Source organism: Nonomuraea sp. NPDC051941, from assembly GCF_044593615.1.
In genome coordinates this window covers 136,601-152,262 of the sequence record NZ_JBIUCF010000033.1, presented here as the reverse complement: position 1 = coordinate 152,262, position 15,662 = coordinate 136,601, and the positions used below count along the sequence as shown (strand labels likewise).

Below are 15,662 nucleotides of genomic sequence, written 5' to 3'. Positions count from 1 at the left end.
TCGGCCCCCTCGGGCAGCGGACGCGACCACACGATGTCCAGCGGCGCATCCATCTTCGCCAAGGTGAGCCGGCCCTGGCGCCAGCGGAACGCCGAACGGGTGTACTCCGCACTCGCGCGTGCCTTCTTCTTGCTCTTGAAGGTCGGATACTTCGCCCGGCGCGCGAAGAAGCTCGCGAACGCCGCCTGCAGGTGGCGCAGTGCCTGCTGCAACGGCACCGACGACACCTCGCCCAGGAACGCCAGCTCGGGCGCCTTCTTCCACGCCGTCAGCGCGGCGGAGGACTCCACATAGGAAACCCGTTTGCCCACCAGGGCGTAGGCGCGGGTCCGCTCTTCCAAGGCCTTGTTGTAGACCAGGCGCACGCAGCCGAACGTCCGGGCAAGCTCGCCGGCCTGCTCGGGAGTCGGGTAAAAGCGGTACCTGTAGGCCCGCTGCGCCACGCATCAAATTTTTGCAGGAAGACCAGCCAAGTGCTGCTCGATTGTCGTAGACGGCGGTCCGCCTGACGGCGAACCACCATTCCTGCCTCACTATGCAGGTGTGCCTTTTCTCTCTGGTTTGAAAGCCTGAGCATCCATAAAGGAGTTTGAATGACCACCTTCCCCGAGAACTTCCTGTGGGGCACCGCCACCGCCGCCTACCAGGTCGAGGGCGCCTGGAACGAGGACGGCCGCGGCCCGTCGATCTGGGACACCTTCTCCCACACCCCGGGACTGGTGACGGGCGGCGACACCGGTGACGTGGCCTGCGACCACTACCACCGGCTGGAGGAGGATCTGGACATCCTCGTCGGCCTGGGCGTGGGCGCGTACCGGTTCTCGATCTCCTGGCCGCGCGTGCAGCCGGGCGGCCGGGCCAACCAGCCGGGCCTGGACTTCTACTCGCGGCTGGTGGACGGGCTGCTCACCCGCGGCATCGCCCCCGTCGCCACCCTCTACCACTGGGACCTGCCGCAGGAACTGGAGGACGCGGGCGGCTGGCCGAACCGCGACACCGCCCACCGCTTCGCCGAGTACGCCGACCTCATGGGCCGCACGCTCGGCGACCGCGTCCGCACCTGGATCACCCTGAACGAGCCGTGGTGCTCGGCCTACCTCGGCTACGCCTCCGGCGTGCACGCCCCCGCCAGGACCGAGCCCGCCGCCGCCCTGGCCGCCGTCCACCACCTGAACCTCGGCCACGGCCTGGCCGTCCAGGCGCTGCGCGCGGTCGTCGACCCGGCCGCCCAGATGTCGGTCACGCTCAACCTGCACCACGTGCGCGGCGTGTCCGACCAGGACGCCGACGCCGTACGCCGCGCGGACGCGCTGGCCAACCGGGCCTTCCTCGGCCCCATGCTGGAGGGCGCCTACCCGCGCGACCTCATCGCCGACACCGCCTCGGTGACCGACTGGTCGTTCGTGCGCGACGGCGACGAGGCCACCGCAGGTCAGCCGCTGGACGTGCTCGGGGTCAACTACTACAACCCGACGCTGGTGCGCCAGTGGGACGGATCCTCCGAGCGGGCGACCGCCGACGGGCACCAGGACGGGGCCGCGTCGCCGTGGATCGCCTGCGACGACGTCGAGTTCGTCCCCCAGCCTGGCCCGTACACCGAAATGGGCTGGAACATCGACGAGACCGGCCTGACCGAGCTACTGCTGCGGCTGCACCGCGACTACCCGTCCATGCCCACGATGATCACCGAGAACGGCGCGGCCTTCGCCGACGTCGTCGACCCCGACGGGCGGATCCGGGACGAGCGGCGCGTCGACTACCTGCACCGTCACCTGTCCGCCGTGGCCGAGGCGATCTCGGCGGGGGCCGACGTACGCGGCTACTTCGTGTGGTCGCTGATGGACAACTTCGAGTGGGCGCACGGGTACGCCAAGCGGTTCGGCATCGTGCGGGTGGACCCGGACACGCTCGAGCGCACCTGGAAGGACAGCGCCCACTGGTACCGCGACGTGGTCGCCACCGGAAAACTGCCCGCCTAAGGCTTGCGGGCGACGCCTCCGACGAAGGTGTGGTACGTGATGCCCGGCGTGGCGCGGTCGTCGGGGCCCGGGCGCCACTCGGGCAGCGGCACCAGGCCGGGCTCCAGCAGTTCGAGACCGTCGAAGTAGGCGAGGATCTCCTCGCGGGTGCGCCACCGGCCGGTGCCGAGGTGGTCGTTGAAGATCCGCTCCGCCTCGTACGCCTGCTTCGACACCTCGGGGTGTTCCTCGCCCGGGTTGTGGAAGTGCGAGATCACCACGTGGCTGCCCGGGGCGAGCGGCCCGATGAGCGCGGCCGCGACGCCGGCCGGGTCCTCGTCGTCGCCCAGGTGGTGCAGGATCCCGAACATCAGCAGCCCGACCGGCTCGCTGAAGTCGATCAGCGAGCGCGTCTTCGGGTCGTCGAGGATCTTCCCCGGCTCGCGGGCGTCGGCCTCGACGATCGTGGTGCTGGCGTCCACGGCGAGCAGGGCGCGGCCGTGGACGAGCACGATCGGGTCGTGGTCCACGTAGACCACCCGTGACTGCGGCGCCACCGCCTGGGCGATCTCGTGGACGTTGCCCTGCGTCGGCAGGCCGGAGCCGATGTCCAGGAACTGGCGGATGCCCGCCTCGGCCGCCAGGAAGTGGACCGTGCGCCGCAGGAACTCCCGGTTGGCCATGGCCGCCTCGGGCGCGTCGGGCGCGACCTTGAGAGCGGCCGCCGCCACCTGGCGGTCGATCTCGTAATTGTCCTTGCCGCCGAGCATGTAGTCATAGACACGGGAGACACTGGGCTTGCCGGTGTCGATCCCGCGAGGCGCGCGCTCCTGCTCGCTCTCGGGCACTGTCGGCTCCTTGGTCGGATGGGTGGAGCCATGATCCTAATTGGCAACCCCCGATTTATGCCGATATTTCGTGACGCAACAGGCGAGCGGCTCCGGCCATCGCCCGCATCTTGCCCTCGGCCGACTCGCGCGGCAGATATTTCATCCCGCAGTCGGTCGCGATGACGATCCGATCGGGCGGCACGTGGCCGAACGCCCTGCGCACCCGCCCGGCCACCACCTCGACCGGCTCGACCTCCGGCGTGGACAGATCGATCACCCCGAGGATGACCGTCTTGTCCTTGAGGTCGGACAGCACGCCGAGGTCCAGCCCCGACTGCGCGGTCTCGATCGACACCTGCCGCACCGGGCATCCGGCCAGCTCGGGCAGGAACGAGTATGCCTCCGGCCGCTCGTGGATGATGGCGGCGTACCCGAAGCAGATGTGCACCGCCGTCGTGCCGGTGACGCCGTCGAGCGCGGCGTTGAGCGCGGCCAGCCCGTAGGCGCGCGCGGCCTCGGGCCTGGCCTGCATGTACGGCTCGTCGATCTGCACGATGTCGGCCCCGGCGGCGAACAGGTCGCGGATCTCGGCGTTGACCGCCGCCGCGTAGTCCATCGCGGCGGCCTCGGCGTCCGGGTAGTGGTCGTTCTGCGCCTGCTGGCTCATGGTGAACGGCCCCGGCACCGTCATCTTGACCGGGCGATCGGTGCGCGCGCGCAGGAACCGCAGGTCGCCGGCCTGGACGGGGGCCGGGCGGCGGATCGGGCCGACGATGCGCGGGACCGGGTTCGGGTGGCCGCTGCGGTCGAGCGCCGTGCCCGGGTTGTCGAGGTCGACGCCCTCCAGGGCGGTGGCGAAGTGGTTGGAGTAGCTCTCGCGGCGCATCTCGCCGTCGGTGAGGATGTCGAGCCCGGCGCGTTCCTGGGCCCTGATCGCCAGCTCGGTGGCGTCGTCCTGGGCCTGGGCCAGGTGCTCGGGCGGGATCCGCCACAGCTCCCTGGCCCGTACCCGCGGCGGGAACCGCCCGGCGAGCCTGGCCCGGTCGATCAGCCACTCCGGCTGCGGGTAGCTCCCGACCAGCGACGTCGGCAGGATCACGAGTGCCTCCTTCTCCCGGATCCTCCTACTGTGCGCCTACCAGCGATCGACGTGAAGCACTTCGTCGAGCGGCTGCCGCTTCGCTGGGGCGAACGTCTCGCCGAGGAAGTAGGCGGTCGGGATGAGCACGCCCTGGCGGACGTCGCCGGGGATGCCGAGCAGCTCGGCGATCTCGCTCTCGTACGCCAGGTGCAGCGTCGTCCACGCCGTGCCCAGCCCGCGGGCGCGGGCGGCCAGCATGTAGCTCCACGCGGCGGGCAGCAGCGACCCCCACAGCCCGGCCTGGTTCCCCTGGGGCAGCCCGTCGCCCGACACCGTGATGCACCCGATCACCAGCACGGGCACGTCCCCCATGTGCTCGGCCAGGTACAGCGAGCTGTCGCCCACCCGCCGCTGCTGCGCCGCCCGGACCGGGTCGTCCTGGAACAGCGCCCGCGCGGAGGAGCCGGACTCGAAGTACGCCTGGTGCGAACGCTCGTAGTAGCCGCCGATCGCCTTGCGCAGCTCGGGATCGGTCACGACCATCCAGTGCCACCCCTGCCGGTTGCCGCCGCTGGGCGCCTGGAGCGCGGCCTCGAGGCACTCGCGCACGAGCTCCAGGGGGACGGGGCGGGTGAGGTCGAGACGCTTCCGCACGCTGCGCGTGGTGGTGAGCAGCTCGTCCGGGCTCAGTTCGATCGTCATACGGCCATCATGCCCCCCGCGATCACGGTTTCCCCGCGGCTCCCAGCGAGAAGGACCAATGCATGTCCCAAACCAGACCCCCCAGTCCAGCCGAGGAGACCGGCGGCGCCGGCGAGCCGAGTCTGAAGCAGGTGATGGGCCCCGGCCTGTTGCTGCTGTTCATCGTCGGCGACATTCTCGGCACCGGGATCTACGCGCTGACCGGCGAGATCGCCGGCGAGGTGGGTGGCGCCGCCTGGCTGCCGTTCGCCATCGCCTTCGCCGTCGCGTTGATCACCGCGTGCTCGTACCTGGAGCTGGTGACGAAATACCCGCAGGCCGCGGGAGCCGCTCTGTACGTGCACAAGGCCTTCGGCAAGCACCTCCTGACCTTCCTGGTGTGCTTCGCGGTGATGTGCTCCGGCATCACCTCTGCCTCGGCGGCGTCCCGGGCCTTCGCCGCCAACCTCGCCACCGGCTTCGGCCTGGACGTCGGCAACGGCGTCATCCTGCTGATCGCGCTGGCGTTCATGCTCCTGGTCCTTGCCGTCAACCTCCGCGGCGTCGGCGAGAGCGTCAAGATCAACGTCCTGCTCACCGCGGTCGAGCTCTCGGGTCTGCTGATCGTCATCCTGGTCAGCCTGTACTTCATCCTCGGCGGGAACGCCGACTTCTCCCGCGTCGTCACCTTCGAGACCGCCTCCGACAAGAGCGTGTTCCTGGCGGTCAGCACGGCCACGTCGCTGGCCTTCTTCGCCATGGTCGGGTTCGAGGACTCGGTCAACATGGCGGAGGAGACCAAGAATCCGGCCCGGATCTTCCCTCGCATGATGTTCACCGGGCTCGGGATCACCGGGTTGATCTACGTGCTCGTGTCCATCTGCGCCGTCGCCGTGGTCCCCGTCGGACGGCTCTCCGAGAGCGAGACCCCGCTCGCGACGGTGGTGCAGACCGCGGCCCCCGGCTTCCCGATCTCCGATCTGCTGCCGTTCATCTCGATGTTCGCCGTGGCGAACTCCGCGTTGATCAACATGCTGATGGCCAGCCGGCTGCTCTACGGCATGGGCAAGCAGGGCGTGCTGCCGCCCTTCCTGGCCAAGGTGCACCCGGGGCGGCGCACACCGCAGGCGGCGATCGTGTTCACCACCGTGATCGCCCTCGGGCTGATCACGTTCGTCTCGCTGAGTCCCGACAGCCCGGTCGTGTCGTTGCTGGGCGGGACGACCTCGCTGCTCCTGCTGGCGGTCTTCGCGCTGGTCAACGTGTCCGTTCTCGTCCTGCGCAGGGAACGGGCGGCGACCGAGCACTTCAGCGCGGGGCGCGTCCTGCCCGTGGTGGGCGCGATCACGTGCGTGTACCTGGTCCTGCCGTGGTCCTCCGGACGTCCCTCCGGCCAGTACGAGATCGCGGGCGTGCTGCTCGCGCTCGGCCTGGTGCTCTGGGTGCTCACCTGGTACGCCCGCAGGAAGGAGAACGCGAACGCCGGCTGACCGGGCCGTCCGGCATGCGCCGGGCGGCTCACCGGATCAGGCCGACTCGCGGATCACCAGCTCCGTGGGCAGTATCACCGGATCCACGTGCTCGGCGCCGTCGATGAGCGCGAGCAGCAGGCGTACGGTCTCCTGCGCCACCTCCGCCAGCGGCTGGCGGATCGTGGTCAGCGGCGGGTGCGTCGAGAGGGCCACCGACGAGTCGTCGAAGCCGCCCACCGCCACGTCGTCCGGCACCCGGCGGCCCGCCGCCCGCAGGGCGGCCAGGGCGCCGGCGGCCATCAGGTCGGAGGCCACGAAGACGGCGTCGATGTCGGGCGTGCGGGCCAGCAGTTCGGTCATCGCGCGCTCGCCGCTGGCCTGCGTCCAGTCCCCGTGCGCGATCAGCTTCTTCGTCGCCTTGCGGCCCAGCACGTCGGCGAAGCCCTCCAGGCGCTGGATGCCGCCGGGGGTGTCCATCGGGCCGGTGATCATGGCGATGCGCCTGCGGCCCTGGTTCACGAAGTATTCGGTCATCTGGCGGCCGCCCAGGCGCTCGTCGGCGGCGGCGTACGGGATGACGCCCTCGCTGCCGATGACGGCGCCGCAGGAGACCGCGGGCGGGCCCGAACGCAGCGCGTCGATGAACGGGTCGCCGGCGTGCGTCGACATCAGCAGCACCCCGTCGGCGTGGCCGCCCCGGACGTAGCGGACCACCCGCTCGCGGTCGCCCTCGTCGCCGGCCAGCATCATCACCAGCGACAGGTCCCGCTCGGCCAGCATCCTGATGGCGACCCGGATGGTCGTGCTGTAGTTGGGGTCCTCGAACAGCTTCTCGTGCGGCTCCGAAAGCACCATCACGATCGATCCGGTGCGCTGGGTGACGAGGCTGCGGGCGGCCCGGTTGACCACGTAGCCGGTCTCCGAGATGGCCCGCTCGATGGCCACGCGTGCCGCCGGGCTGACGTACTTGTCGCCGTTGAGCAGCCGGGACACCGTGCCGCGGGACACTCCCGCGGCGGCGGCGACGTCATGGATCGTAGGGCGCTTCATCAGATGTCTGGGGCTGAAAACCCCGGGCTTCAGCCCGAGGAGGACGCCCTTCCCTCCTTCTGCGTGGTGTAGGCGTAGCCATCCGCTCTCTGGAGGAGACGGAAATGACGGTGGTGGACGCCTTGGACGGTTCTATGGACGGTCGTGACGTTGAAGTAGCCGTTTGTGCGGGCGGCGACGCGCCCGGTATGGGTCCCTTGCTTCTTGCCGGTGGGCACGATGGCTCGGACGAAATCTCCGGTCTGGAAGCCGAAGTACAGTTTCCGGCGGGGCATGTGGAGGCGGGGGAAGCCATACTTGTCAGGTCGGGTGCGGGTGTGGGTTCCGCGGCCGGCGCATCCGGCGACCAGGACCGTGGACACGGTCTCGCTGATCGAGTCGAGCTTGCCCACGGCCAGGGCGTCCAGCGTGTGGGTCTTCGGTAGATGGTTGCGGGTGCGGTTCCACTTCGTACGACCTCCCGAGGCCACGTGCGTGGGCAGGCGGATATCGAGTGCTCGCCACAGCGCCCAGCGGCTGGACTGCACGGCTGCCGCGTCTCTAAGCGGTGCTTTGGCCTGTGCAATGATCTTCGCCAGCAGTTCCGGCTTGCGGGTGAGGAAGTCTTCGATTGGGCGGTTGCCTTTGGCCTGGTTGCAGGACACGCAGGCCAAGGTGAGGCTGGAGACGCGGTCGGATCCTCCCCTGCTGCGGAGCCGGATCGCGAATCTGGCGCGTCGCTCGCCTGCCTGCGCAGTGAACACCGCGATGCCGGTGTGCCGGGAGCCGGGGTCAACGCCCACTTCTACGCCATCGACCTCTGAGGAGTCAATGGAACGGTCCTTGAGACGGATGACGAACGGCGTATGCCGGTGAACAACAGCACGTCCCTTCTTGAGCAGCTGACGTGCCCTGGCAGGGGTACAGGGCTGAAGCGGACGTCCGTGCCCGTCAAGCACGAACACATAGGGGTGGGACTCACGTCCCTTCTCCCGGACCGGGTGGTCCGGGGTGACGCCTTTGGCAGCAGGTGAACTGCCGGGGGTCTCACCTCGCACATGTCCCGCGCCCGGTGCCTTACGGCCTTCGAGCCCCGTTTCGTCCCTGATCCCGGGGTTGTCTGCTGACTCGAATTCGAGAGCGCGCTGCTGGTGAGGCACAGCGTGGTCGGTCTTCTGTCGTACGTGGAACGTAGCCAACGTCGGTCACCTCCTCGAATAGTTGGCTGGTGCTGGTAGCACTTGGGCTTTCACTCCATTTGGGATGAAAACCCCGCTTTCGGGCGGGGATCCGGCTACTTCACGGCTCCGGAGGACAGGTCGGTCTTCCAGTATCGCTGCATCGTGAGGAAGAGCGCGATCAAGGGGACGAGCGACAGGAAGGCCCCGGTGAGGATCAGGTTGTAGAGCGAGGGCTGGTTCGCCCCCGACTCCAGCAGCGTGAACAGGCCCACCGTGAGCGGGAACTTGCCGTCGTCGCCGAGCATGATGAACGGCAGCAGGAAGTTGTTCCAGATGGCCACGAACTGGAACAGGAAGATCGTCACCATGCCCGGCACCATCAGCGGCAGGGCCACCCGGTACATCAGCCGCCACTCGGTGGCCCCGTCGATCCGCCCCGCCTCCAGCAGCGAGTCGGGGATGGCCGCCGTGGCGTAGATGCGGGCCAGATAGATGCTGTACGGGTGCAGGATCTGCGGCAGCAGGACGGCCCAGTAGGTGTCGGCCAGCCCGACCTTGGAGAACAGCAGGTACTGCGGGATCGCCAGCACCACGGCCGGCACGAGGATGCCGCCGATGAGCAGGTTGAAGATGAGGTCGCGGCCGGGGAAGCGGAACTTCGCCAGCGCGTACCCCGAGATCGCCGAGACCGCGGTCGACAGCAGCGCGCCGCCGCCCGCGTACAGCAGCGTGTTGGCCGCCCACAGCCAGAACACCCCGTCCCGGTAGGCGAACAGCTCGGTCACGTTGTCGGCGAACCCGGTGCCGAAGGCCAGCGTCGAGGTGGTGAACAGCTCGCCCGGCGACTTGGTCGCCGCGATCAGCACCCAGAGCACCGGGAACAGGCAGTAGATCGCGCCGAGCAGGAGCAGCCCGGTCGGGGCCACCCCCCACGGCGTGCGCGCGACCGTCGCGCGGTGTGTCGTGGCCATCAGCCCTCCCCGAAGGCGCGGTTGCGGACCACGCGCAGGAACCCGAACGACATGACGAGCGAGATCGCCGCGATGACGATCGAGGTGGCGGCTGCCGAGTACAGGTCGCCGGTGACGAAGGCGTCGCGGTAGACCTTCATGAGCGGGCTCCACGTGGAGCTGATCGTGTTGGTCAGCGGCCGCAGCGCGGTGGGCTCGGTGAACACCTGGATGGTCGCGATGATCGAGAAGACGGTGGTCAGGATGATCGCCGGGGTGAGGATCGGGATCTTCACCCGCAGGGCGATCTGGAGCTCGGACGCGCCGTCCAGCCGCGCGGCCTCGTACAGGTCGCGCGGGATCGCCCGGAGCGTGGTGTAGAGCACGAGCATGTTGAAGCCGGTCCCGCCCCACACCGCCACGTTCGCCATGGAGAACGTGACGGTGCTCGCGCCGAGGAAGTCGATGTCCAGGACGTCCCTGATGGGGCTGAGCGAGGGCAGGTAGAGGAAGCCCCACAGCAGCGTGGCGGCCACGCCCGGCACCGCGTACGGCAGGAAGATCGCGATCCGCGAGAACCGGGCCAGCCGCACCCGCGCCGAGTCCAGCAGCAGCGCGAACAGCAGGGCCAGCCCCAGCATCACGACCAGCACCAGCGCGCCGTAGCCGAGCACGCGCAGCCAGCCGTGCCACAGCTCGGGGTCGGACAGGGCGGCGGAGAAGTTGTCGAAGCCGACGAAGATCTCCTTCCGCGCGCCCCTGCCCAGCCCGAGCCCGGACACCTTGGTACGGCGCGTCGCCAGCCAGACGGTGTACCCGATGGGGACCGCGAGGAAGAGCGTGAACAGCACGATCGCGGGGGTCAGGAACAGGTACGGCCACGCCCCCCTCCCGGACTTCTTCATGAGGCGATCTGGAATCCGGACTTGCGCATGTCGGCGACGGTCGCGTCCTGCATGCCCTGGACCGCGTCGGAGAACGATGACTTGTTCTGCACGGCCTTGTCGAAGTTGTCCTTGAAGGCGTTGTACGTCACGCCGACGTTCGGGCCGAAGGTGAAGCCGCGGGCGACGGCGGAGACGGCGGCGGCCTGCTGCCAGAAGTCGGGCTGGTTGGAGAAGTAGTCGGGCGCCTGGCCGAGCGACGACTGGGCCTTGGTGGCGGCCGGGTAGATGGCGGCCTCCTTGACCAGCAGGTCCAAGGCTGCGGGGTCGGTGTTCATCCAGGTGGCGAACTGGGCGGCGGCGTCCCTGTTCGGCGTCTTGGCGGACACGGCCGTGGACGAGCCGCCCCAGAAGCCGCTGAAGCTCTCGCCCGCGTTCCACTGCGGCAGCGGCGCGGCGGCCCACTTGCCCTTGGCCTTGGGCGCGTTGCTCGCCAGCACGCCAGGGGCCCAGACCGCCGACGGCCAGGTGAGCAGCTTGCCGTCGTTGAGCGCCTTGTTCCACTCGGGGGTGAAGTACGGCATGTCGTCGATGACGCCCTCCTTGACCAGGCCGCCCCAGTAGTCGGCGACCTTCTTGGTGGGCTCGTCGGCGATGCCGACCTTCCAGGACTCGCCGCTGATCGACCACCACTGGGCCCCGGCCTGCTGGGCCAGGCCCGTGAACGCTCCCGGATCCTTGCTGGAGAACGTGCCCAGGTACACCTTCGGGTCCTTCCTGTGCACGGTGCGCGCGGCGTCGGCGTACTCCTGCCAGGTCTTGGGGACCGCGATGCCGTACTTGTCGAACAGGTCCTTGCGGTAGAAGAGCATCATCGGGCCGCTGTCCTGCGGGATCCCGTACACGCCCTCCGTGCCGAGCGTGACCAGGCCCCACAGGCCCTCGGCGAACTCTCCCTTGATCGAGGCCGTCTCGGCCTTGATGTCGGCCACCGCGTCGGCGGCGACGAACGAGGGAAGGTGCTGGTACTCGGCCTGCACCAGGTCCGGCGGGTTGCCGGCCTTGGCCGCGGTGAGGAACTTGGCGGCCGCGTCGTCACCGCCCGCCTGCTTGCTGACCGTGACCTGGATGTCCGGGTGCGACTGGTTCCAGACGGCGGCGATCTTGTCCATGTTGGGGGCCCAGGTCCAGTACGTCAGCTTGACCGGTCCCTTGGCGGCGGCCGTGGGGCTCTGCGCCGCCTCGGTGCTTCGGGCGGGTTCGCTGGACCCGCAGCTCGCGAGAGCAGCCGTGAGCACGACGGCCAGGGCGGCTCCGAGGCGGTTGGCGCGCATGCGTACCTCCAGAAAGTTCTGTGAACGTGCACAGAGTGAAACAGGCGCGAAACGCGAGTCAAGGGGTCGTTATGCTCTCGTTAATCAGCCATTATCGGGATAAGTCAGGGCGGCTGTTCCCGGGGAGACCGGGTGGGCGCTACTGTGCACGTTCACAGAAGAGCTTCTCTAGGGGGATGGATGTATCCGGAGCGTCCTGCCGGCATCGCCTTTGGCGGCGACTACAACCCGGAGCAGTGGCCACGCGAGATCCTGGAGGAGGACGTGGCCCTGATGCGCGAGGCCGGGGTCAACCTGGTCAGCCTGGGCCTGTTCTCGTGGGCGCTGATGGAGCCCGCGGAGGGTCGCTACGAGTTCGGCTGGCTGGACGAGATCGTCGACCGGCTGCACGAGGCGGGGGTCGCCGTCGACCTGGCCACGCCGACCGCTGCCCCGCCCGCCTGGTTCATCCGGAAATATCCGGACGTGCTGCCGGTGACCAGGGAGGGGACGCGGATCGGGTTCGGCGGCAGGCAGAGCGCCTGCTCCAGCGCCCCGGCCTTCCGCGAGGCGACCGCGCGGCTGGTGCGCGCGCTGGCCGAGCACTACCGCGGGCACCCGGCCGTGGTCATGTGGCACGTGCACAACGAGTACGGGGCGCCGCTCGGCGAGTGCTACTGCGAGCACAGCGTGGCGGCCTGGCACGGCTGGCTGAAAGCCACCTACCGGGATGTTTCCGCATTGAACGAGGCCTGGGGAGCCACGTTCTGGGGCCAGACGTACACCGACTGGGCGGAGATCGACGCCCCCCGGTTCAACCACACGGTGGTCAACCCGGCCCAGCGCCTCGACTACGCCCGCTTCAGCGACGGCCAGCACCGCGAGCACTACGCGCTCCAGCGCGACATCCTGCACGAGCTCACCCCCGGCATCCCCGTGACCACGAACTTCGCCGGCACCGTGAACTGCAAGTCCACCGACCTGTGGCAGTGGGCCCGCGAGCTGGACGTGGTCGCCAACGACCACTACCTGCGGGCCGAGCGGCCGGACAACCACATCGACCTGGCCATGTCCGCCGACCTGGCCCGCTCGGTGGCGGGCGGCGCGCCGTGGATGCTCATGGAGCACTCGGCGGGGGCGGTCAACTGGCAGCCGCGCAACATCGCCAAGCGCCCCGGCGAGATGCGCCGCAACAGCCTGGCACACGTGGCCCGCGGCTCCGACAGCGTGCTGTTCTTCCAGTTCAGGGCCTCGAGGTTCGGGGCCGAGAAGTTCCACTCGGGGATGGTGCCGCACGCGGGGACCGGCTCCGAGCAGTGGCGCGAGGTGGTCCGGCTGGGCGCCGACCTGCGCGGGCTGGCCGGGCTGCGGGGCAGCCGGGTGCCGGCCGAGGTGGCGGTCGTCTGGGACTGGGAGTCGTACTGGGCGCTGGAGCTGGACTGGCGGCCGTCGGTGGACCTGACGTTCAGGGAGCGGATGGACGCCTTCTACGAGGCGTTGTGGCGGGAGCACGTCACGGTGGACTTCGTCCATCCTTCCGCCGATATTTCGGGATATCGGGTGGTGGTGGCGCCGAGCTCGTACCTGCTGACCGAGGCGTCCGCCAAGAACCTCCACCGGTACGTGGAGGCGGGCGGCAACCTGCTCGTCTCCTACTTCTCCGGCATCGTCGACGAGCACGACACCATCCACCCGGGTGCCCACCCCGGCGCGCTGCGCGAGCTCCTGGGCCTGTCGATCGAGGAGTTCCACCCGCTGCGCGAGCACGAGACGGTGACGCTGGCGGGCGGCGGCACGGCCCGGATCTGGTCCGAGCGGATCCACCCGGCGGGCGCGGTCGCCGTACGCGACTTCGCCACCGGACCCGACGCGGGACACCCCGCCGTCACCCGCCACGACCTGGGCGCCGGCTCCGCCTGGTACCTCGCCACCGCACCCGTCACCGGCTTGCGCGAGCTCCTCGGCCAGGTGCTCGACCACGCGGACGTGTCCCGGCCGCGCGGCCTCCCCGACACCCTCGAACTCGTCCGCCGGGGTGGCCACGTCTTCCTGATCAACCACGGCGACGAGCCCGCGACGGTCGAGGGGGTGTCCGGGACCAGCGTGTTCGACGGCGTACGGCACGAAGGATCGGTCACCGTCGCGCCCGGCGCGGTCACGGTCATCGCCACCACCCCCTAGGGAGACCTCGATGAAACGCATCCTGACCACGCTCCTGTTAGTGCTCGCGTCCCTGACCGTCGCGCACCCGGCCCAGGCGGGGGTGCTGCGGATCAGGGGTGCGGACGTCTCCAGCCTCGCCAAGTCGGAGGCGTACGGCGGCGTCTACCGCGACGCCCGCGGCCGCGAGGGCGACGCGCTGCGCATCCTGTCGGACGCCGGGCTCAACTACATCCGGCTCAAGGTCTGGGTGAACCCGGCCGACGGCTACAACACCAAGGCGCGGATCCTCCCGGTCGCCAAGCGGGCCAAGGCGCAGGGCATGAAGCTCCTGGTGGACTTCCACTACTCCGACACCTGGGCGGACCCGGGCAAGCAGTTCAAGCCCGCCGCGTGGGAGTCGCTCACGCTCGACCGGCTCGCGCAGGCCGTGTACGACCACACGTACGACGTGCTCGCCGCCCTGCGCCGCCAGGGCACGACGGCGGACATGGTGCAGGTGGGCAACGAGATCAACGGCGGCCTGCTCTGGCCGGACGGCTCCAACGCCGACTGGCCGAGCACCGCCCGCCTGCTGAACGCCGGGTACGACGCGGTCAAGCGGGTCTCGCGCGCGACCAAGGTCGTGCTGCACCTGGCGAACGGGGGCGACAACGGGCTGTACCGGTGGTGGTTCGACAACGCCGCCGCCCACGGCATCCGGTACGACGTGATCGGGCTGTCCTACTACCCGTACTGGCACGGGACCCTGGAGACGTTCCAGGCCAACATCAACGACGTGGCCACCCGTTACGGGCGGCCGGTGGTCGTGGTGGAGACGGCGTACCCGTTCACGACGGAGGACGACGACGGCTGGCCGAACATCATCGTCTCCGCGGAGCCGTACCCCGGCTACCCGGCGACCCCGCAGGGCCAGGCCGCGATGCTGGCCAAGGTCGCCGACATCGTCCGGCAGGTCCCGGACGGGCTGGGCCTCGGCCTGTTCACCTGGGAGGCGACCTGGACCGGCGTCAAGGGCAACGGCTGGGACCCGGCGGACCCGTCGTCGGGCAACGGCTGGGAGAACCAGGCCCTGTTCGACTACGCCGACCGCGCCCTGCCCGCCATGCGCGTCCTCGGCCACGCCTGACTTCCCGCACGCGCCCCTCCCTCATCCCCGGAAGCCACCAAGCCGAGCCTGACTCGGAATCCTGACCGGCATTTACCGAAATTGCGGAAATCTGGCTTACCGCGACACTATGATCGCTTTACGCCACCTCCGCACCACGGTGCGTACCCGAAGGAGCCCCATGGTCGACCGCCGGCCGGAGCGCGCGCCGCGCGGAATCGACACCTCCAGGCCCAACGTCTCCCGTGTCTACGACTTCATGCTCGGCGGCAAGGACAACTACGAGGCCGACCGCGAGATGGCGCTGCGGGCGCTGGAGATCGTCCCGGACGCGCCGGAGGCGGCGCGGGCGAACCGGGAGTTCCTCGGGCGGGTGGTCAGGTTCCTGGCGGCACAGGCCGGGCTGCGCCAGTTCCTGGACCTCGGCTCCGGGCTGCCCACGCGGGACAACGTCCACCAGATCGCCCAGTCGGCCGCCCCCGGCAGCCGGGTCGTCTACGTCGACCACGACCCGATCGTACTCGTCCACGGCCGCGCGCTGCTGGCCGTGAACGGCGACACCACGGTCGTCGAGGCCGATGTCAGGGACCCGGACGCGGTCCTCGACGACCCGGAGACCAGGCGCCTCATCGACTTCGGCGAGCCGGTGGGGCTGCTGATGTTCGGCATCCTGCACCACCTGGCCGACCACGAGGACCCGGCCGGGATCGCCGCCCGCCTGATGGCCCGCCTCCCGGCCGGCAGCCACCTGGCCGTCTCCCACTTCTACGACCCGGGCACGGAGCACCCCGAGGCGTCCGCCCAGGCGTACGCCGCCGAGAAGCTGTTCAACGAGACCCTGGGCACCGGCCGGTGGCGCACCCGTGAGGAGATCCTCGCCTGCCTCGACGGCCTGGAGCTGCTGGAGCCCGGGCTCGTGCCGCTGCCGGAATGGCGGCCGGCCTCCGGCGACCTCGCCTGGCCCGGCCTGTCCCGTCACACGCTGGCCGGCGCCGTCGCGCGCAAGCCCCGATGA

The 15,662-nt window shown here is 69.8% G+C and carries 14 protein-coding genes; 5 read left to right on the top strand and 9 right to left on the bottom strand.

The genetic code is table 11. From position 1 onward, the window contains the following. A partial coding sequence (locus ACIHFD_RS42685) for an RNA-guided endonuclease InsQ/TnpB family protein (RefSeq protein ID WP_397371777.1) occupies positions 1-443 on the bottom strand: 443 nt, incomplete at its 3' end. Between the two features lie 150 nt (positions 444-593). Between ACIHFD_RS42685 and ACIHFD_RS42680 the strand changes: the two genes are divergently transcribed. Beyond that, positions 594-1,979, top strand: coding sequence for a GH1 family beta-glucosidase (locus ACIHFD_RS42680; protein ID WP_397371776.1), 1,386 nt, complete (start codon positions 594-596; stop codon positions 1,977-1,979). Here ACIHFD_RS42680 and ACIHFD_RS42675 read toward each other — a convergent pair. From ACIHFD_RS42675 to ACIHFD_RS42665, 3 genes are read right to left on the bottom strand one after another with little or no spacing between them, the layout of a single operon-like run. After that, positions 1,976-2,806 carry an SAM-dependent methyltransferase gene (locus tag ACIHFD_RS42675; RefSeq protein WP_350735210.1) on the bottom strand — a complete coding sequence of 277 codons (831 nt, stop codon included), beginning with the start codon at positions 2,804-2,806 and terminating at the stop codon, positions 1,976-1,978. The genes ACIHFD_RS42680 and ACIHFD_RS42675 overlap by 4 nt on opposite strands. Before the next feature lie 55 nt (positions 2,807-2,861). Next, positions 2,862-3,887, bottom strand: coding sequence for a hypothetical protein (locus tag ACIHFD_RS42670; RefSeq protein WP_397371775.1), 1,026 nt, complete (start codon positions 3,885-3,887; stop codon positions 2,862-2,864). Between the two features lie 36 nt (positions 3,888-3,923). Beyond that, entirely contained in the window at positions 3,924-4,571 is a 648-nt protein-coding gene (locus ACIHFD_RS42665; RefSeq protein ID WP_397371774.1) for a nitroreductase family protein, read from the bottom strand. A 62-nt stretch (positions 4,572-4,633) separates the two neighbouring features. Here ACIHFD_RS42665 and ACIHFD_RS42660 point away from each other — a divergent pair, with 62 nt between their 5' ends. Continuing rightward, positions 4,634-6,040, top strand: a complete 1,407-nt coding sequence (locus ACIHFD_RS42660) for an APC family permease (RefSeq protein WP_397371773.1) — start codon at positions 4,634-4,636, stop codon at positions 6,038-6,040. Positions 6,041-6,076: 36 nt separating this feature from the next. Here the strand turns inward: ACIHFD_RS42660 and ACIHFD_RS42655 are convergent, their stop codons facing one another. From ACIHFD_RS42655 to ACIHFD_RS42635, 5 genes are all read right to left on the bottom strand, one after another. Beyond that, positions 6,077-7,072, bottom strand: coding sequence for a LacI family DNA-binding transcriptional regulator (locus tag ACIHFD_RS42655; protein ID WP_363969921.1), 996 nt, complete (start codon positions 7,070-7,072; stop codon positions 6,077-6,079). Between the two features lie 29 nt (positions 7,073-7,101). Next, positions 7,102-8,016, bottom strand: coding sequence for an RRXRR domain-containing protein (locus tag ACIHFD_RS42650; protein WP_397371772.1), 915 nt, complete (start codon positions 8,014-8,016; stop codon positions 7,102-7,104). A gap of 329 nt (positions 8,017-8,345) precedes the next feature. Further along, the gene (locus ACIHFD_RS42645) at positions 8,346-9,203 is read right to left on the bottom strand and encodes a carbohydrate ABC transporter permease (protein ID WP_350735199.1); all 858 of its coding nucleotides are present in this window, start codon (positions 9,201-9,203) and stop codon (positions 8,346-8,348) included. Further along, positions 9,203-10,087: a sugar ABC transporter permease gene (locus ACIHFD_RS42640; RefSeq protein ID WP_350735197.1), complete on the bottom strand. Its 885-nt coding sequence runs from the start codon at positions 10,085-10,087 to the stop codon at positions 9,203-9,205. Before ACIHFD_RS42640 ends, ACIHFD_RS42645 begins: the two co-directional genes overlap by 1 nt. Continuing rightward, positions 10,084-11,400, bottom strand: coding sequence for an ABC transporter substrate-binding protein (locus ACIHFD_RS42635; protein WP_397371771.1), 1,317 nt, complete (start codon positions 11,398-11,400; stop codon positions 10,084-10,086). Before ACIHFD_RS42635 ends, ACIHFD_RS42640 begins: the two co-directional genes overlap by 4 nt. A gap of 180 nt (positions 11,401-11,580) precedes the next feature. Here ACIHFD_RS42635 and ACIHFD_RS42630 point away from each other — a divergent pair, with 180 nt between their 5' ends. The 3 genes from ACIHFD_RS42630 to ACIHFD_RS42620 all read left to right on the top strand — a co-directional run bounded on the left by ACIHFD_RS42630 (position 11,581) and on the right by ACIHFD_RS42620 (position 15,662). After that, the gene (locus tag ACIHFD_RS42630) at positions 11,581-13,560 is read left to right on the top strand and encodes a beta-galactosidase (protein WP_397371770.1); all 1,980 of its coding nucleotides are present in this window, start codon (positions 11,581-11,583) and stop codon (positions 13,558-13,560) included. Between the two features lie 10 nt (positions 13,561-13,570). Beyond that, the gene (locus ACIHFD_RS42625) at positions 13,571-14,668 is read left to right on the top strand and encodes an arabinogalactan endo-beta-1,4-galactanase (RefSeq protein WP_397371769.1); all 1,098 of its coding nucleotides are present in this window, start codon (positions 13,571-13,573) and stop codon (positions 14,666-14,668) included. Positions 14,669-14,828: 160 nt separating this feature from the next. Further along, a complete protein-coding gene (locus ACIHFD_RS42620; RefSeq protein ID WP_397371768.1) occupies positions 14,829-15,662 on the top strand; it encodes an SAM-dependent methyltransferase in 834 nt (277 codons plus the stop codon).